Source organism: Paenibacillus amylolyticus, assembly GCF_001570725.1.
Lineage (GTDB): Bacteria > Bacillota > Bacilli > Paenibacillales > Paenibacillaceae > Paenibacillus > Paenibacillus amylolyticus_A.
The window spans coordinates 126,416-146,618 of sequence record NZ_BCNV01000005.1 but is presented as its reverse complement, the minus strand read 5'-3'; the positions used below and the strand labels follow the sequence as shown (position 1 = coordinate 146,618).

Here is a 20,203-nt window from a genome sequence, read left to right as displayed (position 1 = left end):
TTTATGTTTTCATGACTTTGGTTAACCCGAGCTTCCAGTCCTGATACCATTCGCTAATGTTTTCACTGATCGGTATCTCCAAATCTTGCTCCATTCTGGTGGTTAAGAGACGATACTGCTCCTCCACACCGAGATCATTGTTCATTTCGTTGTATAGTTTCATTAAAATAAAATAACTTTCTTCCTCATCCGGAAGCATCTGCTGGATACGCCGCGTGCTCTCAATCACTTTCTCACCCAGCCCCTGTTGCTGGTAATACAGACTTAGTTGTCTCATATGATACAGCCACAGGTAGCGTAATCTTTCCCGTTCGGGCTCAGCCCACATGTATTCGTAATTGCCAAGATACGTGCCCTTGTAAAGATGAAGCGCTTGCTCATAGGCATCAATGGTACTGGCGTCCACGACTTTCCATTGTCTGATCTCTTGTTCCCACTGCTCACTATCCAACTGAGCTTCACCCAATTCGAGCCGATAGCCGGCTTCCAAGTGTCCACTCTGAATCGTGATCATATCCATGTTGCATGCTTTCAGGGTTTGGCGGACATGATACATTGCGGTATAAAGCTGATGTACCGTCTTGTCCTCTTCCAATTCAGGCCACAACATCTCCAGCAACACACTGCGATGAATCGTCTGATTCCGGTGGTGAAGTAAATAGGCAAATAGCTCCTGCGCCTTGCTTGTGCGCCATTTGGCAACCTGGATATCCTTGCCCGGAAGCTTAAACTGAATCTGATTGAAACTGCAAATTAGAGGTACGTTCGTATCCTTTGACCGCTGCTCGCGTTTTACGCTCAGTTTCTCCCGGACTCGGCTCACCGTCTGCTTCAATCGATCCTTTTGTATGGGTTTCATCACATAGTCCAAGGCCTGCAGCTCGAAGGCATGCACCGCATATTGGTCATAACTGGTCACAAATATAATCTCGGTGCCCGGTGTTGCTGCCTGAATCTGTCTTCCCAGATCCATTCCATCCATCTCCGGCATATGAATATCCAGAAATACAACATCAGGACGGTTCTCCACAATACCTGCCATGGCCTCTGTCGGATTCATATATGTAGCGATAATTTCGATGCCGCTTACTTCTTTTTCTAGTGATTTTTGAAGGCCTATCAACGCTAGACGTTCGTCGTCAACCAATATCACTTTCACCGGAGCTTCCTCCTCGACCCTGAGGTCTTGAGATTTATTTCCACTATTATATCATAGGAATTTTAAGTATTTAGGGTTCTTGGTTATCCATTTTTAATTTCTAGCAATTTAATTGTATAATACTTAATAGAAGACAGGTTAACAGATCCGGTCTGGAAGAGAGGAAGGTTCCCTATGTCAGATGCTAATCATAGCTTTGGGCAAGCTCTTGTCAAATCATTAGTGGGCGAACGCGGTCATATCCGCATCGCTCGTGCTCTACCCGATATTGATATCACACTTGCTGCTCGTACGCACGATGCTATGCCATATACGATCTATCAGTTGGTGAAGCACATGCATTACTGGCAGCAGTTCATGCTCGAGCACTTGGAAGGACGTAAGCCGCAGCTCCCTGCTAACGTGAGCGAGAGCTGGCCTGAAGAGAAAGGTCCACAGGACAAAGCCACGTGGCAGGCGGATATTCAGGCATTCTTGGATGGGGTTGATCAAGCCGTAGCTATTGCGGAAACGGCACAATTGGATGATGCACTGCTCTATTTCCCAGGGGAAACCAAGGCAGGACTCCTGCGCAATATCGCATCCCACAACTCGTATCATCTAGGCGAGATTGTTCTGCTTCGCCGCTTCTACGGCGCATGGCCACCTCCAGGTGGCGGGTTCCCGGCGTAAACAGAGAAGATTCCGGTAGAACGAAAGCAAGCCGCAAGGGAATGTCTATCCCTCGCGGCTTGTATTGTTTTTACCATACTGTACATTGTCTAGATAAAGCTAGTATAGAGGTGTGTCAACACACCGATACGATACATACTTTGCTCCATCCATATATCTTAACGTGCTATCGTCCATAAGGTTCTAGACCTCCGGGGTCATTAATCCTTGGATAAACGTCTCAAAGTTCGGTGCCAGCGGAATGGTTTCTTTGGGATTCTCCCTTTTCACATAGACCACCTCGGGTTCTCCATCATTACCGAATGAACGATAATCAAGCATGACAACCCCCGAATCCGAAGGAGATACTGCGATGACTACACCAATCTCAGGATAGCCTTCACGTTCAATCAAAGTCCAGCTACCTTGTGCACCGGCTAATGTGCGAGGCTTCTCACGGCCAATGCCCAGTATGCCTTCAATTTCAACATAATCCGTAGCTCCTGTATCTGTATTCGCTACAGAGAAATAACGATTGTACGGAATACCACCATTATGTAGCTTCATCATCTCAATGTAGGAGGCAGGAAGTCGGAACACCAATTGCTCCTCGACAGAGTCAATGAGACCATCACTCGGCGAGTTGGACACATATTGTTCCAGGGCCTGTTCACTATCGTTCCAGAATTCGCCGGATTCTGGTCTGGGAACCGTTGGAAGGGTCGCTACAACGTCAACGGGTACACGGAATTCTTCACTAGCCTCTGGATCCGTTTCAACTTCAGGTTCAGACTCGGACGGCTCCTCCATTTTGCTTCGAATCCATTCCAGAAACTCCAACGTATCTTCGTCTTCAGGATCTAATTCATCCGCTCTTTCGAACGCTTGCAGCGCATGCGCATATTGCTCCAGATAATAATAAGCCAGTCCAATCCGGTAATGCCAGAGTGGGTCACCCGTGCCCTCTTTAGCAACCGTCAGGAATTGTTCAACCGCTTCTTCATACCGTTCCAGGTTATTTAGCGCTCGTCCCAAATGGTTAACCAGCTCATAGTCCCTTTCTTCCACAGGAATCGCTTGAATTGCATCTACAATTTCCTGAAATTCATCTTCTTCATGCCACTCTTGCAATTGAACCAACAGATCGTCTCTCATTCCTTTGGCCTCCCCGTTCATTCACTCATGATTACGTATTGAAAATTATACCACTATCCGGATTACCATCTCCAGTAACGTAAGATTCTTAGACATATTATGAATCGATATCTTATCATTTCCAATACCGAAACTAAAAAAGGTAACCTGAACCCGGTTATGAAAACCAGGCAGGCTACCTCATTTATTTCTTGTACAACATTTGAATTCTTAACTCAATTCAGCAGCTCAACACAATCGTAGACCCAACCTGCACTCAACCAGTTACCCAAGTCACTGGAACCACTGATCGGCGTAATCGTGATGGTATTGGAACCATTCACAAAGTAGGATGCTGGAACATTCCAGCTAAAGGTTGTGTTGTTACCACGATAGGTACCAATGGTGAAGCTACGAGAATTGGGCTGTGAAGACGCGGCAGGATTAGTTAATGCATGTCCATTAACCGTTACACTCGGTCTGCCATTATTGTAGGCTGCGGTAATCCCGATATTGAGCATATGAGAAGATGCCGCTTGAGATGCATTCAAGTTAAACGTTATTGTGGTTGGAGAATTCTGACCACGGAACTGAATTGCCGGGAATCGATTGGTCGCACTTCCTGTAGCGTAACTAACCGGTCCCCAGCTTGGGTTGCGACTATCGGACGGGTGACGAATCGGAATCGTCTGTCCATTCAGGAACTCCCGTGGTGTACCATCCCAGTTACCGATTCGCCAGATGCTTGAGGCTTGACTCGGGTCATTGTTAATCGTACGTGTATTCAATGTCGTCGTTTGCCCTGCCGTGACATTAACCGTTTCCGTATATACGGCCAGTTCTCCCTTATAAGCTGTCATGGTGTACGTGCCCGGGATCATGCTGTATTTGGCTGCCGCCCCACTTGAAGACGTCCCCACCCAATACTGGGCATTGCTATTAGCGAACCCAATTGTGTAAGCATATCCTGTATCCATCCCGGAGAGGCCGTTAAGCACTACGTTCCCCCGACTGGATACCCAACCCTGCAGATTCAGACCAGACATCCAGCTGAAATCGGGTACACTTGGCGTACCTCCCGTTGTGAAGATCAAAGCGTACGGCCCATGCAGACCCAGACGCCAATTCTCCGTCTGTGCATGTCCCGAGTTCATGTAGTTATATACTTCCGTCTCTGTTCCACTTTGGAACTGGATGTCGCGGAAGAATGGAACACCAGAGCTTTTCTCCCGATTCCCGTAGGCCATAAATACACCGACACCATTACCCGTAACTCCACGAACGGATAAGTCTTTGGCCTGATCATTTCCATAATATTTGGAGGCCGACTGTCCATTTGCAAACCCGAACACATCCTGACTCTCGATCGCCCCTGTGTTGCCCCGATTATTTGAATTGGCCGGAACACCCGTCAACACACTACCATTACCACGGAAAATGTACCGCAGCTCCCCGATCGAAGGTTGAGCCGTGATATGCGTTGCCATGTATATGATATTCTCGCCACCACGCGAAGCATAATAGTGAGTCAGTGTGCTTGTGGATACCGTGATTAACACGGTTGATCCTGAAGGAGAAGTATTCCACGTCACATTGGCGGAGGAGCCCAAACCTGAGCCGATATGTGATCCTCTATTGCTGTTCAGCTCCGTACCGTTCATTTTGGCTGAGATAATATCTCCATTGGTTTTGTTCACCACATAGACTAATCCTGACCCGGTGTTTACTTCAATTCTGGAGCCGTTATCGGTCACATTAATATGGTTGCCGCGTGTCCGGTAGATGCAGGGTATACAACAGCTGTTGCGATCATAACGATGATTAAAAACAAACCAAGCGCCTTTCTCACTATACTTTTGGTCATGAGTAAATCCCTCCTTGGAACTCATTTAATAAAGCGCTTACATAATGATATATAACAACTGACACTTCCGTCTCATATCGATATGTCTGCTATGCGGGCATGTCCATAGTCACTGAAATGTTATGTCTGTGTGCGTATAGAATAGAGTCATCACATCATGTAAACCTGATCTCGCCACCCCCTTCTTAAATCACTCTTCTAAATACAAGTATTCTTACAATTCCAATAAAATAATACCATTATATTACATATACTTGCAATGAAAAACGGCTCGTATATCCGATAGCAAAATCTAAAAACAAAATTTACTTCAACATGAAGAAGTCTGGTTTTCATTCCCATTCCTGCACTCTCCAATGTTCGTTTAGATGCGTCGTTATCGTACCCGCATACGGGTACATTGAAAAGTTTTTGTGCCAATTCTTCATTTTGGAGATATGCCGTTCCTCTTATTTTCCGTTTACATATTTTATAGAGAACTAGTTTTGATATTAACGGACAAGGGGTGTAATTGAAATGGGAGCTAAGCCACGTGGCGCTATCCAAAAGCAGGGGGTTTCTGTTATTGCCTGTACGAAACGTCAAAGCTATATAAAAAACTTGTTCAATAACTACAGTCGACAGATCCACGCCAGGAAAGAACTTATCATTATTGTCAATAACAATAACATTCCCCTTACTCCATATCTAAGTCTAGCCAAAAAACTTTCAAACGTACACGTCTATCGTCTTCCAGAACGCACTTCCCTCGGTGCCTGTCTAAATTATGCTATCAAGAAGACGAAATACAACTATATTGCCAAGTTTGACGATGATGATTATTACGCACCTTACTATTTGAAGGAAAGTATGCAGACCTTCCAAAGAACCAATGCCGATGTCATTGGCAAGAAGGCTCATTACATGTATTTGCGCGGATCTAAGACGTTTATCCTTCGTTCTCCTCATGATGAACATCGACCGGTGACCCTAATCCCTGGCGCAACGCTTGTTTTTAAACGCAAGGTAGTAAACCAAGTCCCGTTCCCGAATCAAAGCGTCGGTGAGGACGATCTATTTTGCATTAGAAGTAAACGAAAGGGTTATCGCGTATATTCTGCTGGAAAAAATAATTTTGTTGCCATTCGCAGGCGAAACTCATCCAACCATACTTGGATCATTAGCGATAGAGAACTCATATCTCAAAGCCGAAAAATACCTTCTGTTACGAATTACAAGAAATATGTGCAGAAGAAACCAAAAGGCTGACCCCGTTAACAACAAATTAATCTCAAAAAGAGCAGCATTCCGCTGCTCTTCTCTAACCTTGATACTTACATCTCGCTAGCATTTAAGCCAAACAGGTCAAACCAGATACTCCGCCATAATCTGCTCGATATCATACGGCGTAACACCTTGATCCACCGAATAGATCGTATCTGCCTGATCCATTGTATCCACCAGTTCTCCTCTAGCTTTGGCATGGAGCATAAACAAGTCATGCAGATCGGGTTTGCGTAAAGTCGTTAGTGCTTTACCCATCAGGACCATACCTTTTTGATTGCCCTCCGCATTATTGTAGTAATCCGGATGACTTGTCAGCGCCAGGTCTGTCCAGATGACAGTGCGCTCAACCAGATCCATAATGACAGGGATCGCAATCTGCGTATCCGCGGTAATATCGATTTTGTTCGCTACAGTCGACGGTTCGAAAATCTCGCCAGATCCCGGTTTCTTACGCATCATCCAGCCCACAAAACATTCGGGCAGATCACAGTACGGATGACTGGTAAACGAAAGTAACGTCGCCACCACATATCGTCCACCATAAGCCACGATGGATGGAATATGCAGATCAATGAACTCACTTGCTCCGTTAGGTGCAGTCACGATATCTCCGCTATGGACAGCCTTATAGTTGGAGGATCGCAGATTCGTATAGGAAATATGCTCCACATAGTTCCAGTCCTTATCGTACATCACTGCAGACAAGTCAATGTCCACGCGCCCTGTAGACTTGCCATCCACGTCCCCCTCTTTCCACCAGTTGAAGAAACGAATCGTATCTCCCTCTGCCATTGGCACACGGCTTCCTCGAACGATGGTATGGAGAGCCTTGCTCGCCGATCTCTGGGAAAAGGGCACCAGATAATTATGAAGCTGCGGGTCGACATAGGTCTTCCCAAGCGGGGCAAGGGCAGCGAAGCGCTCTACCAGTGCCTGCTCGCACAATTGCACAACATCCTGACACGTGGCTTCATCGATCTCTGGTAGCTCATTCGGAACGGCAAAAGCTTTGGCTACATTGCCTTTCGGGAAAAAGACACGTAGATCCTGCGGTTCATTACGCTGCGCAAAGTGCTGTCTCACCTGCAATAACACCGGGGTAGAGACTTGCTTCAATACTTCACCAAATGCCAGCAGTACATACGCTTCATCTTCGGTCGTCCGCAGCAAGTGATCCAGTCTTCTCGCGAACTCACCTGGACGCTGTGACAACAGATCAATCAGACTCCAGACATTCCGATATTGGAAGGCAAGCTCCACACTTCCGTTGAAGGTCGAATAAGGCTTATTATTACGCAAAATATCAAAGGCTTCTTCGCAGCGCGGATACCGAAGCTTATATTCCGAAGGATGAAGAATTTCGCCAAGGCGAATCCAGCGATCCTTATAACGTAGCATATCCTCCGTTATTGAACCGCATTGCTCGAGCAATCCGAGTAGCAGGCGTCTCTCACGCCGTTTGAATTTGCGGAAGGGAGAAGCCGCAGCGAGGCTGACATCTCCATTGGACCAGGCAACAGCCAGACGGAGGACATCACTTGCCGTTTTGAAATACGGACCGATCCGGTCGATGTTCGCCTTTTCATGCTTCAACAGCGAGGCGACCACGAAGCCCACATTTTCTTTGAACGGAATCTCGGCAGGTAGAACCGCATTCACTTCTTCTGGGTCAGCATGTTCCAATACCGTATCGATATCTGACTTGTCTGTTTCCGAGATGGAACCCTTAGCTTCAATGATCTGGCGGATCAGCGTCTGGAATGCTTGTTTGTTTCCCAAACCAATGACTTTCAAGTCCGTCTTCTCCAGCAAAGGCATTCTTTCCACAGATTGTTGATCCGGATAGACCACAGTCAGGTTGGTCAGATAATGAATAATTGCATTAAGGTATAACTCCGCTTCATCCGCTTGCATCACCTGCATTGGGAATCCTGCATACATCGGAGTGTACTTCACATGTGCGCCAACCATGACTCTCAGATCAGCCACAAGTTGAATATATACCGCTTCAAATTGCTCCTTGGACAGCTGCCGCATCGCCTGCATTAACTCATCCGAGAAGGTGTATCCGAGTACTTCAATATTTTTGAGGGCAGTCGCCAGATGTGTCTTCGGCAACTGTTGTTTCCCTTCGTTTGATTCGATAATGAGTTTGTTCGCTCTGCGCAAATAGATCGTATTGTTCATGATAAAAGAGTCCAGGAAAGCCACATCCCTATTAACATTTGGTAGATGGCTTTAGAAGGAAGGAATGTGATAGCCTGGACGCCTCCTCTCTGAAATAAAATCTTCAGGAGAGCTGCGACCCTATGATCTCCAATGATGTAGAAGGAAGGATCGCAATAGCCTGAAGGCCAGCGGTTCGAAGTTTGTCACCCGAACCTCTGGTGAACCCATCATCTCAGATTCCATGATATGCCAACAGGGCGAAAGTATTACGACACGTTAAGATGAACTAATTTGTACCGGATAATGAGTCTGCCCAGTCCTCCACAGATCTGACCTCTGCTTGAAGAGGGAATACTTTTTCCGTAAGCACACGATGAACCTCAGGATCGGCATCGATGCAGGCATCCGAGAGTACGGTGAGCGCATAGTCTTTATCCGCCGCCTCTCTCAAAGTCGACAGAACAACACCGCTTGTCGCTATACCACTAAGAATGAGTGTGTCTATCTGGTGAGAGCGAAGAATGACCTCCAGATCACTTCCGGCGAATGCGCTAACCCGAACTTTGGTCACAATAGGCTCGTCCGGCTGGGGTTGCACAGATTCATCAATCTGCACCGCAGCTTCCATGGCTGCCACCGCATCTGCTCCAGCTCCAGCCCGACCAGGAATTCCGCCGAACATTTTGTTACGTGAACTAATCTCTGGATAACCCTGACGGAACGCTACTCTTACGTAGATCACAGGAATCGCATGACGACGTGCAGTCTCAATCGCTTTTTGAAATGGTAGCAGGTCCTCTCTGTTTTTAACAAACTGGGACACGACACTCTTTTGCATATCCATGATCAGCAACGCACTTTTGCTCATTGATTGTGGCATGTTATCCTTCTCCTTTGGAATTGAGTTGAGAAATTCAGAATAGATCGTATATTATTCCCCCGCAATAAACGGAGGATAGGTTCCGTTTAAGATTATACGGAGGCCACCCTCCGTTTGTCAACAAATCAACAGTGGGGTATATTTATGAAAGAGGTGTGATCCCATAATGTCTAAAAATACTAATCCTACTCCTGACGGTCAGGTTACGAATACTGAATCCATCGTCACTCAGGTTCCAGAGAAGACACTGCGTGCAGATGCCAAGAAAAATCGGGATAAGTTGCTCCGTGTCGCGCATGAAATTTTCAAAACGGAGGGCATTGCTGTCTCAATGGATGAGATTGCAAAGCGTGCCGGTGTCGGTATAGGCACGGTCTATCGCCATTTTCCAACGAAGGAAGATCTGTTCGGGGCCGTCATTGCCAGCCACAAGATGCGGCTGATGGAAGAGGCCGATCAATTGCTTCATCACGACGATCCGGGCGAAGCATTTTTTCAATATTTCACCAAGATCATAAGCGAGGGGATTGCCAACAAGGCGATTACCGATGCTCTGGTTAGCAGTCTGACTATAGATACTGGCCGCTCAGAGATAGCGAATGAGTTCTGGCGTGGCATTACCCTACTACTTGAGCGAGCACAGCAATATGGCTTCGTCCGAGCAGATGCAAGCATTGAGGATATTAAAATCATGCTAATCGGTGTGCTTCAGGCCACCGGGGATCGAGGAATTTTCCCGGAACGCGTTGTGTCGATCCTATGTGATGGTCTTCGTAGGTAATTCATTTGGGAGCAGAAAATCATGAAATTCCCTTTATATTTAAAATGAAATATGAAAAAGCCTTTGCCGACCCCCAATGTCAGCAAAGGCTTTTCGTTTTAGATTGTGTTTATTGATCAATCAGGTTTGTTACTTTCAACATTCTTGCAATCAATGCGGTGACCTCAGCACGGGTCATCGTTGTCTTCGGACTCAGAACCTCCGGCCCGTTACCTTGGATGATTCCAGCTGCAATCAACTGGGCTACGTCTTCTTTTGCCCAATTCGATACATTGGCTGCATCACTGTAACGTTCCAGTTCAGCATTCACCTGATCCGGGCTGATTGAAGCTTCCGGTTCAATCAGACGGTAGGCACGAGCAACCATAGCAAATCCTTGCTCACGTGTGATTTCCTGATTACCGTAGAAGTTGCCATTATCGTAACCGCGAACGATACCGAATTCATTCGCAAGGGCTACCGCAGAACGGAACCATGCGGAATCGCTAACGTCAGGGAATAGATTCTGTGGTGCATCCTGACGCATTAAGCCCAGTCCAAGCACAACAATCTCGGCAAACTCGGAACGGGTAACCTGACGGTTCGGTGAGAATGTGTTATCTCCGTTACCTTGCAGATCTAATCTTGCAGCAATGTTGTTCACATCGGTTTTACCCCAATGGGATCTGGCATCTTCAAAATCCTGCGGGTTCCAGATAACCGAGTAACTTCCGCTGCTACGCAAATCATTAATGAGTGCATAGTAACGACTATCGATCTTGGTAACAACCGTTGGTACATGGAAGATGCTACCGTCCGGATTGATGATCACGCCTGTTGTAATCCGGTTCGGGTCGATCCCTTCCGGAAGCGCGATGTATTTCGGTGCATAGCCGTTAAGCTGTTCTGATCGAACGGTCTGTCCGTCTTTCGTAAACGTCAGATCCAGATCAACCGGTGTGACAAGTAGCTCGTATCCTTGGGATGCAGCTCTTGTCTCGGCACTGTCAATCAAAGCATCCGAGGAACGTGCGATATCGATATGGACATCAATATCATTCAACGCTGCATTACCAAGCTTTCTGGACACACCGTTCAAGTCCATTTTACCGCCAGGTACCGGATAGATCGCCAGCGGATTGCTAATGTTCAGTTTGGAACCTTGATCTACTAATTGTTTTAGTGTTTCGAGGGTTAAACCGTCCACCTTCATATCACCATCATTCGGCGAATGAATCGCGAACTGTTGTCCTGTACCTTGAGACATGGCAACATTCAGCTTAGCTGGATCAACTTCAACCAACGTTTCTTTGTTGTCAGATGGCTTGGACGTAGCGAACGGCTGATGACTGCCATCCCGGGTGGTTTCCAAATTATCCATGGGTGCCGGAGTTGGTGTCGGTACGGGCGCTGGTGTAAGTGCTGGTGTACTTCCGCTGTTACCTCCCGTATTTCCGCCGCCAGTGTTGCCTCCACCATTGTTACCATTGTCACTGGATGCTCTGTTCACGTTGATTTTATACTCCGTAACATGACCAAGGGCGTCTGTGACTTTAACAAGAATCGTATTTCCACCGACTTGTAGAGGTAGATTCTCACTTGCATTACCACTTGTAACCTCGTTCCATTCTCCATCTCCAACAGCTATTTCAATCTTGGAAAGTGGATCAAGTGCTGTTGGCGTTAACTGGAATTGATATACGCTATTCGGCACAGAAATTGCGTACGTGTCTCTAGCCGGATCAAAGGCCGGAGACAAACTTCCTGTAGATGGAATCAACGTTTGTAGCGTTGACGTGTCAGCACCATTCACTTTAGTAAGTCCTGTCCTAGCGATAGTCAGATCTTGAAGTGCCTTGTCTACCTGCGCTTGAGTTACTGTCGAGTCATTAAACACTCGCAATGCTTCATTTATCGCATCATCGAGAGTTTCCCAGCTTGCGGGCGTATACTCAGATTCCTCTAAATTTTGACCCATGATTTCATTTATTTTAGCTTGCAGAACCGATTTATCTACAACAGGTGCAGATGTCGTAGGGGTTAGTCCCGTTCTTGCAGCAGTCAGATCTTGAAGTGCCTTATCTACCTGTGCTTGAGTTACTGTCGAGTCATTAAACACTCGCAATGCTTCATTCATCGCATCATCGAGAGTTTCCCAGCTTGCGGGCGTATACTCAGATTCCTCTAAATTTTGACCCATGATTTCATTTATTTTAGCTTGCAGAACCGATTTATCTACAACAGGTGCAGATGTCGTAGGGGTTAGTCCCGTTCTTGCATCAGTCAGATCTTGAAGTGCCTTATCTACCTGTGCTTGAGTTGCTGCCGGATCATCCAACACTCGCTGTGCTTCATTCATCGCATCATCCAGTGCTATCCAGCTACCTGGCGTATACTCGGATTCCTCTAGATCCTCGCCTGTAACTTCAGTTACTTTGGCTTGCAGCAAGGACTTGTCTACCTTTGTCACAGCATTTTCGCTAAAGCTTTGAGCCGGGGCGCCGTTAGTCCCTTTTAAATTACCTTCTTCAATATCGTAAGACACGATTACTGATGCATTGGAAGGGATAATCTGACTCGTTTTCAACTTCAATGTCTTGCTGTTCGCTCCTCGTTCGAAACTGTCGATCGTGATTGGTTGGCCGTTGATCTCCAGTTTGAAGCCAGTTAAACTTGCTATATTCGAAAAATCGAGCTCCTCATCGAACGTTACAATAACCTCATCTTCTGTCACAGACACATTACTTACATTTGCGCTTTTGAATTTTGGCGCCCACGCACTGAACGTGAAATACTCTCCATCTTTCAGTGCTGCCTTGGCTGTATAATGTGGAACTCCATTTACATCTTTGAGACTCAATTCATAACCAGATGTTTCTGTAAAATCTTCACTGTCACTTACCAGTAATTGATAACCTGCTGGAACTGACACTGCCGGGATACCAATCTCCACTTCACCCAGGCTATTCGTATTCTGCACTTTCCAAACTCTTTGCGCATGATATTGTCCTGGTTTATTAATAGGCTGATCATACGTCAATGGCAGACCGTTATCCGCCCATACGAAGTATTGCTGATCCGTCAAAATGCCGGGATTATCTGCATTTGTAGCAGCCAGCGTGTTAACACCTACGGCGACTTGTGGCACTCCAGCATTGATGCTTAGGCTTTGTTTTTGATTCAAGCCCTGTGCTTCATCTTTGCCGATTCCCGCAATATTGTGCTTATACTTGGAATCGACAGTCCAAACTTCACTTTCATTAGTTGAAAGATAAGGACTTGCTCCGTTGTTGAGCGTAATGCCATATTTAATGGCAAGATAAGACTCAATTTTTGAAGCATCGTTAGCTGTCTGATTGTCATACAAAATAATCTCAGCAACATCGGCTACGAGACCACCCCAGTTATAAGTGGCACTTCCGCCGTTGGTAGCACCTATAACAGGAGTAAAGTTAATCTCTCCAAAGACCCCTGTCCGACTGAAGCTAGCTGTAACACCATCTACTCGTGCTGTATGATTATTATTACTTACAATATCAAAGTTCACGATCTGAGCTCTACTTCTATCCACCGGATTGAAATAGTCATAAATGCCATCGACGCCATTACCTGAGGCAAAATTGTTCCCGTATCCACCCATAATAATGACGCCATTGGTGCCGGTAGGAGTAGTCGCTCCGACAAGAGCTCCCCCGTTGTTATTCTTATAAACAGCATAGCCAGATTGGAATTTAATTGCTTTGTCACCTACCAGCTTTACGGAGCTGCTATAGTGGCCCCCACCTGTCGGATTGTTGAATTTTACGCTGGGGTTAAAGTTAATTCCTCCCGGATTATAACTCGGTGCTGTCTTCCCAGTAGGAATAACCAGATCAAATCCTACCTCGTTAGCTGATTGATCTTTCCAATCTGTTAATAAACCGTCTGCCGTGGTAGCATCCGAGTCTGCTTTCAGCCATAACACAGGTTCAAGACCCGTTCCTCCTGGAACAGGGGCGCTAGCTGCGCTTACTCTCTCTGAACCAATTGAAGAGATGAATGTGCTTAATAACAACATGCTTACTACGGATACTTTAAATCCTTTTTTCCACTTCTTACTGTACAAAAACGACATACTTATCCTCCCTCTTTTACATTTCGCGTATTGTCGACCCTCATCGTGCTTATTCTACACATAGCCTCTTACCAAACTCTTACCAAACCTTTTCGCTAACAAATACAACAAAAAACAGCCTTGCAACTGAAGCTGCAAGGCTGTGTATTTTCAATTAGATATTCGATTGTTTCCATTGCTGGTACCACAATTCAACTTCCAAGGCAGGACGTATGCCCGCCTCTTGCTCTAACGCAGTAACCAACTGGTTATATTGAGCGATCACGGGATCTTTATTGCCTAATCGATCATAGATCTTCATTAACGCCAGTCCGACTTGCTCCAATGATGGCTCGAATTGCTGCACTCGGTGATATAGCGTGAGTGCTTCTGCATTCTGTCCCACTTCGATGTAATATTGTGCGAGTTGCATGGCATGATTACGCCATAATGCATGCAAGCGCTGACGCTCTAACTCAGCCCATACGTAATCGTCCTCTCCATAATACTTGCCTTCATATTGATCCGAGGTCTGCCGATGCTCAGCTACTGTAGAGGAGGATAATAGAGACAATCGGTTAAGACGACTCTCCCATTCTTCCGAGTCGATCCTGAATTCACCCGTTTCCAATAGATAACCAAACTGCTGATAGCGAATGACCATCTTATCCTCGCCCATGAATTCATTCATCATGCTGCGTAAGCGATGGATGCCACTATGCAGATTGGATATACCTCTCCGCTCATCCAACTCTGGCCACAACAGTTCAAGTAGCGTATCCCGCTTAATCGGTTTGTTCCGATGATGAAGTAAATATGCGAATAACTCTCTGATTTTGGTTGTTCTGAACTTCATATGTTTTGGTGGCTCATTTGGATGCAGTTGGACCTGGAGCATTCCCAGACAGCGGATAATCATGGACGGCCCTTCTGCTACATTCAGATTTGCCGGCACTGTTCGGCGTTGATACATTTTCATCGTTTTTTCCAAACGGTCACGTGTTACAGGCTTCATAATATAGTCGAGCACTTCAAGCCCATAGGCGGTCAGTGCATGTTCGTTATATGCGGTTGTGAAAATAACTTCTGTTCCAGGAGAAACCTCATGGATACGTTCGGTTGCCTCGATCCCGTTCATCCCCGGCATCTGAACGTCCATGAAGACGATTTCCGGCAGATGAATTTCGATCTGATCTATGGCTTCCTGTGCCGTCAGAAAAGAGCCGATAACTTCGCAATCCTCTCTCTCTAGCAACAGTTTGTTTAACCTGCTCAGAGCGAGATATTCATCATCTACCAAAATCACTCTCATATGCACAACTCCTCTGGCTCACTGATCACCCTTTAATCTATAATTTTACCATAAATCCTTGTGTGGGACCGCTATCATTTGAATATAGAATCTATGTTCCGGTATTTAAAAATATGTTCACCATTGGCGGAGGGCATGCAGGAATTTGAAGTAAACTGTCGAAAACTAAAGTCTGCCATGAAACCAATAACCTATAAAAAGATACCCCGATATGTAGTGCTGTCGATTTTATTCCTGACTATTTTACTTGGTTTTCGCTGGATATGGTCCGAGTCTTTCACTATACCCAAACATCCTGAACCCGCTAATGGCCTGTTAGACCTTCGAGGGTGGGACCTCGCCAACACTTCACCCATATCCCTGGATGGAGAATGGGAATTTTCCCCCCAGGCGTTCATCTCTAATCGTGACGTACAGATAGTGGATAACTCATCCACACATATTCAAGTTCCCGGTGACTGGCGTAATGCATTACCCCATTCCTCATCGTCGTTCGGATATGGAACGTACCGTCTTCGTATACTTTTAGATCCATCTGTGGAGGAAGTCTCTCTCTGGGCCCAGAAAATCCAAACATCATCGATCATCGAGATGAACGGGACCATTGTTGCCGAGTTCGGTCAACCTGCCACCCATGCCGAAGCCTATCAACCAGAAAGGACTGCATTTACGACTTCTTATGCACTTGACGGTTCCACCGAACTCAATCTTTTGGTACAGACAGCCAATTTTGACGACCCTTATAGCGGTGGAATCACGCGCTCTCTCTATTTTGGTTCTCCAGAAGCCATTGGAAGTGAACGAGGACTGTCCATCGATTTGCAAAAGATTACGTTCGCCATACTGCTCTTGCACAGTCTATATGCTTTTGTCATGTTTCTGTTTATCCAGAAGGAACGAGCTCTGCTGACGTTCTCGATGCTAACACTGGTAGCTGCCCTAACGGTCGCCTCCGACCATGACAGTCTGTTATTGAGTTGGATTCCACTCAACTTCACTTGGATCGTTAAGGCCAAAGCGTTGTCCTATCCATTGTTCGCATTCTTTCTTTTACAGATGGCTAGAAGCTTCTCCCATAGTCTACAAGGTCGTAAACTATTCCGTATCTATGCCAGCGTGCTTGGAATCTACTGTGTATTTTTGCTAATGGCACCCGTGACCCTGATCTACCATGCACTTGAAATTGGGATTTCTGATTTCCTTTATCTGTTTGCCATCGGCTGGTCTGTGTACCTGTTCTTCCGAATGGCAGCCGAGAAGCGAAGCGACGCAAGCTTTTTGCTCTTTGCAGCAACCAGCAGCTTATCCAGCGTACTGTGGGGAATTGTGAACTCGCATAACGAAATTACCAATGTCTATTATCCGATTGATGTGATCGCGGCCATATTTGGCTTCTCCGCCTATTGGTTCAGGAAATACTTCCGCAATTCAAGTGAAATCGAGAAGTTGTACGAACAGCTCAAAGAGGAGGACCGCCAGAAGGATCAGTTTCTTGTGAATACGGCTCATGAGCTGCGTACACCGCTACATGGCATCATCAATATTGCCGAGAGCATCGCGGTTCGTGAACGGCGTACATCAGGTGGCCAGCAGGCAGAAGACATGAAACTGTTAGTTACCATCGGCAGAAGCATGTCCCAACTGGTTGATGACCTGCTTGATGTGATTCGCCTGAAGGAAAAACGGATTACGCTTCAGAAGAAGCCTTTATCTCTTGCATCTGTTATTCCAGGTGTGATCGGTATGTTCCGATTCATGGCAGAAGGTAGGCCGATCCAGATGAAGGTGGATATTCCAGATTCACTGCCGCTGATTCAGGCCGATGAGAGAAGACTTGTTCAGGTACTCTACAACCTGTTGCATAATGCGCTCAAATTTACCGATGAGGGTACCATTACCGTGTCTGTTCGGGAACATGGAGAGCACGTCTTGATTCAGGTTTCCGATACAGGTGTTGGTATGAGTGAGGAGATACAGCAGCGAATATTCGAGGCGTATGAACAAGGGACCCCAGAGGCCCGTTTAAGCGGAGGAATCGGCCTCGGTCTCAATATCAGCAGGCAGCTCACCGAACTCCATGGCGGCCAACTCACCGTGCAATCCGTACCTGGGCAAGGATCGACCTTCCAGATCTCGCTTCCACGGGAAGACACCGCATCGCTATCGGATCAGACGGAGCAGCGATGGGATGCTCACAGCTTCGAGGAAATTGCGATTGCAGAACCTCAGCACCAGACCGGATCTCATGATAAGACTGCCGCCCGTATTCTTGCCGTCGATGATGATCCTGTAAACCTGCGAGTACTGATCTCCATGCTTGCAAATGAACCGTACCATATTCAACCTGCGACCTCGGCACTTGAAGCACTTGAGTTGCTGGATACGGAGCCGTGGGATTTACTGATTGCCGATGTGATGATGCCTCATATGTCGGGCTATGAACTGACAGAAAACGTACGCAAGCGTTATTCGGTATCAGAGCTTCCCATCCTGTTGTTGACGGCCCGTAACGAACCAGCCGATGTGTACGCTGGATTCATGGCTGGTGCTACGGACTACGTCACCAAACCCGTTGATGCCGTTGAGTTAAGACATCGCATTGGATCATTAATTGTGCTGAAACAATCCATCGATGAGCGGCTGCGCATGGAAGCTGCTTACCTACAAGCACAGATTCAGCCCCATTTTCTTTTTAACACGCTCAATTCAATCATGGTTCTTAGTGAAATGGACACAGAGCGAATGCAGAAACTGGGCGATGCTTTTATTGAGTATCTTCAGACCAGCTTTCACTTCGTCAATTCGGAGAAGATGGTGGAGGTCACTCATGAGTTGGATCTTTCACGAGCCTATCTCTACATTGAGAAAGAACGATTCATGCATCGGTTGAACGTCAACTGGGATATCCCCGATGATCTTGATCTATCCTTGCCGCCACTCACCATTCAACCACTCATTGAGAATGCCGTTCGACATGGTATTCTCAGCAAAGTTGAGGGTGGAACCGTGCATATCCGGATTATCAACCAAACAACGGGTACCTTGATCGAGATCGAGGATAACGGTGTGGGGATGCAACCTGAGCAGATCGAACGGGCATTGGCATGGCCCAAGAAAGGACCCGGCGGAACCGGAGGCATTGGATTAACCAATACGCATCGCCGGTTGACTCAGATGTATGGACAGGGCTTAAGCATCGTCAGCTCGCCGGGCCAAGGTACGAAGGTTTCCTTTGTCATCCCTTTGGACCGCAGCACAGGAGTCTGAGTGATAAGATCGTTAAATAAACCAAAAGAGAGCTAAGCACGGGATTCATCCCGGCTTAGCTCTCTTCTTTGGCCTGATTCTTATTTAACACGATTAGATTAATCGTTATACGTGCAGGACATGTTTTTCATCCGATAACCCCAGCGCCTTGGCTGTTGAAGAATGAACCTCTTTGAGAAGATCCAGGTTCTCCACAAGTGATATGCCATAGGAAGGAATCATTTCCTTAATCTTCGGCTCCCATGCCTCCATATGCTGCGGGAAGCAACGCTGAAGAATCTCAAGCATGACCTGAACTGCGGTGGATGCACCCGGTGATGCACCTAGCAAAGCCGCAATCGTTCCATCTGCAGACGTGACCACTTCCGTACCAAATTGGAGAGTACCCTTGCCACCTTGGACGGTATCCTTGATCACCTGCACACGCTGCCCCGCCAGAACCATGTCCCAATCCTCGCTCTTCGCACCCGGAACAAAGTCACGCAATTCAGCCATGCGTTGTTCTTTGGATAACATCAGTTGTTGGATCAGATATTTGGTCAAAGAAATTTCTTTGACACCTGCCGCGAGCATCGTAAGCAGATTATGCATCTTAACCGACGTAATTAAGTCGGCATTGGAACCCGTCTTCAGGAACTTCGGCGAGAACCCGGCAAACGGACCGAATAGCAGTGACTTCTTATTGTCGATAAAACGGGTATCCAGATGCGGAACGGACATCGGCGGAGCTCCTACTGAAGCCTTGCCATATACTTTGGCGTGATGCTGTTCCACGACTTTTTGATTTTTGCACACCATAAAGATGCCACTGACCGGGAATCCGCCGATATGTTTACCTTCCGGAATGCCCGTCTTCTGGAGCAGATGCAAACTTCCGCCGCCCGCGCCGATAAAGACGAATTTCGCCTTATGCCGTTCGACTGCACCACTCTTCAGATTTTTCACGGATAATTCCCATTGTCCATCGCTGGTACGTTTCATATTCTTCACGCTATGTTCGTAGTGGATACCCACGTGTTGTTCCTTCAAATGTTTGATCAGCATACGCGTTAAAGCACCAAAGTTAACGTCCGTACCGGAGTCAATCTTGGTCGCTGCAACAGGTTCATTACTTGTGCGATCTTTCATCATCAGCGGCATCCATTTCGTCAGCTCTTTCTTGTCATCCGAGAATTCCATGCCTGCGAACAGCGGGTGATTCGATAAGGAGTCATAGCGTCTTTTCAAAAACTGGACATTACTCTCTCCGTGCACATAACTCAAATGAGGAATCGGCATAATGAAGTCCCGCGGATTGCGAATCAGACGGCTATTGACGAGATAGGACCAAAATTGCTTTGAGATCTGAAATTGTTCATTCACTTTAATCGCTTTGCTAATATCTACGGTTCCGTCTGGTCGTTCAACGGTATAGTTAAGTTCGCACAATGCAGCATGCCCGGTTCCGGCATTATTCCATTCGTTGGAGCTTTCCTCTCCTGCAGTGGCGAGCTTTTCAAAAACCTTAATATTCCAGTCTGGTGCCAATTCTTTTAGCAAAGTTCCCAAAGTTGCACTCATAATTCCGGCACCAATCAAGATAACATCTGTACTCGTTTGTCCCTGGCTCATGTCTACCGTCCTTATATCCTATATTTGCCAAAAGGAT

General features: G+C 46.6%; 12 protein-coding genes. 4 read left to right on the top strand and 8 right to left on the bottom strand.

Annotated elements, in window-relative coordinates; translation table 11 throughout:
- Window position 1: 1 nt before the first annotated feature.
- On the bottom strand, window positions 2–1,159 hold the full coding sequence (locus PAHA3_RS20715; protein ID WP_062836593.1) for a response regulator: 1,158 nt from the start codon (window positions 1,157–1,159) through the stop codon (window positions 2–4).
- 174 nt (window positions 1,160–1,333) lie between these two features.
- Between PAHA3_RS20715 and PAHA3_RS20710 the strand changes: the two genes are divergently transcribed.
- Window positions 1,334–1,831: a DinB family protein gene (locus PAHA3_RS20710; protein ID WP_062836592.1), complete on the top strand. Its 498-nt coding sequence runs from the start codon at window positions 1,334–1,336 to the stop codon at window positions 1,829–1,831.
- A 183-nt stretch (window positions 1,832–2,014) separates the two neighbouring features.
- Here the strand turns inward: PAHA3_RS20710 and PAHA3_RS20705 are convergent, their stop codons facing one another.
- Window positions 2,015–2,965 (bottom strand): SMI1/KNR4 family protein, encoded by a 951-nt coding sequence (locus tag PAHA3_RS20705; RefSeq protein WP_062836591.1) that lies wholly within the window; start codon window positions 2,963–2,965, stop codon window positions 2,015–2,017.
- A 215-nt stretch (window positions 2,966–3,180) separates the two neighbouring features.
- Complete coding sequence (locus PAHA3_RS20700) at window positions 3,181–4,641, bottom strand: rhamnogalacturonan lyase B N-terminal domain-containing protein (protein WP_235599517.1); 1,461 nt, start codon at window positions 4,639–4,641, stop codon at window positions 3,181–3,183.
- Between the two features lie 683 nt (window positions 4,642–5,324).
- On the opposite strand from PAHA3_RS20700, the gene PAHA3_RS20695 reads away from it, so the two are divergent.
- On the top strand, window positions 5,325–6,056 hold the full coding sequence (locus PAHA3_RS20695) for a glycosyltransferase (protein ID WP_062836589.1): 732 nt from the start codon (window positions 5,325–5,327) through the stop codon (window positions 6,054–6,056).
- Between the two features lie 96 nt (window positions 6,057–6,152).
- Here the strand turns inward: PAHA3_RS20695 and PAHA3_RS20690 are convergent, their stop codons facing one another.
- Window positions 6,153–8,261 carry a TerD family protein gene (locus PAHA3_RS20690; RefSeq protein WP_062836588.1) on the bottom strand — a complete coding sequence of 703 codons (2,109 nt, stop codon included), beginning with the start codon at window positions 8,259–8,261 and terminating at the stop codon, window positions 6,153–6,155.
- Between the two features lie 268 nt (window positions 8,262–8,529).
- Window positions 8,530–9,123 (bottom strand): cysteine hydrolase family protein, encoded by a 594-nt coding sequence (locus PAHA3_RS20685; protein WP_062836587.1) that lies wholly within the window; start codon window positions 9,121–9,123, stop codon window positions 8,530–8,532.
- 166 nt (window positions 9,124–9,289) lie between these two features.
- Between PAHA3_RS20685 and PAHA3_RS20680 the strand changes: the two genes are divergently transcribed.
- Window positions 9,290–9,904, top strand: a complete 615-nt coding sequence (locus PAHA3_RS20680) for a TetR/AcrR family transcriptional regulator (protein WP_062836586.1) — start codon at window positions 9,290–9,292, stop codon at window positions 9,902–9,904.
- Window positions 9,905–10,013: 109 nt separating this feature from the next.
- On the opposite strand, the gene PAHA3_RS20675 is transcribed toward PAHA3_RS20680, so the two are convergent.
- Entirely contained in the window at window positions 10,014–13,997 is a 3,984-nt protein-coding gene (locus PAHA3_RS20675) for an S-layer homology domain-containing protein (RefSeq protein ID WP_062836585.1), read from the bottom strand.
- Between the two features lie 154 nt (window positions 13,998–14,151).
- Window positions 14,152–15,288: a response regulator gene (locus PAHA3_RS20670; protein WP_062836584.1), complete on the bottom strand. Its 1,137-nt coding sequence runs from the start codon at window positions 15,286–15,288 to the stop codon at window positions 14,152–14,154.
- 177 nt (window positions 15,289–15,465) lie between these two features.
- Here PAHA3_RS20670 and PAHA3_RS20665 point away from each other — a divergent pair, with 177 nt between their 5' ends.
- Window positions 15,466–18,555: a hybrid sensor histidine kinase/response regulator gene (locus PAHA3_RS20665; protein ID WP_062837081.1), complete on the top strand. Its 3,090-nt coding sequence runs from the start codon at window positions 15,466–15,468 to the stop codon at window positions 18,553–18,555.
- Window positions 18,556–18,660: 105 nt separating this feature from the next.
- Here the strand turns inward: PAHA3_RS20665 and PAHA3_RS20660 are convergent, their stop codons facing one another.
- The gene (locus tag PAHA3_RS20660; RefSeq protein WP_062836583.1) at window positions 18,661–20,166 is read right to left on the bottom strand and encodes a malate:quinone oxidoreductase; all 1,506 of its coding nucleotides are present in this window, start codon (window positions 20,164–20,166) and stop codon (window positions 18,661–18,663) included.
- Window positions 20,167–20,203: the final 37 nt, after the last annotated feature.

Excerpts from the sequence above, each read along its gene's own strand:
- PAHA3_RS20710 (WP_062836592.1), top strand. The coding sequence starts at position 1,334 with ATGTCAGATGCTAATCATAGCTTTGGGCAAGCTCTTGTCAAATCATTA.
- PAHA3_RS20705 (WP_062836591.1), bottom strand. The coding sequence starts at position 2,965 with ATGAGAGACGATCTGTTGGTTCAATTGCAAGAGTGGCATGAAGAAGAT.
- PAHA3_RS20695 (WP_062836589.1), top strand. The coding sequence starts at position 5,325 with ATGGGAGCTAAGCCACGTGGCGCTATCCAAAAGCAGGGGGTTTCTGTT.
- PAHA3_RS20690 (WP_062836588.1), bottom strand. The coding sequence starts at position 8,261 with ATGAACAATACGATCTATTTGCGCAGAGCGAACAAACTCATTATCGAA.
- PAHA3_RS20685 (WP_062836587.1), bottom strand. The coding sequence starts at position 9,123 with ATGCCACAATCAATGAGCAAAAGTGCGTTGCTGATCATGGATATGCAA.
- PAHA3_RS20680 (WP_062836586.1), top strand. The coding sequence starts at position 9,290 with ATGTCTAAAAATACTAATCCTACTCCTGACGGTCAGGTTACGAATACT.
- PAHA3_RS20675 (WP_062836585.1), bottom strand. The coding sequence starts at position 13,997 with ATGTCGTTTTTGTACAGTAAGAAGTGGAAAAAAGGATTTAAAGTATCC.
- PAHA3_RS20670 (WP_062836584.1), bottom strand. The coding sequence starts at position 15,288 with ATGAGAGTGATTTTGGTAGATGATGAATATCTCGCTCTGAGCAGGTTA.
- PAHA3_RS20665 (WP_062837081.1), top strand. The coding sequence starts at position 15,466 with ATGAAACCAATAACCTATAAAAAGATACCCCGATATGTAGTGCTGTCG.
- PAHA3_RS20660 (WP_062836583.1), bottom strand. The coding sequence starts at position 20,166 with ATGAGCCAGGGACAAACGAGTACAGATGTTATCTTGATTGGTGCCGGA.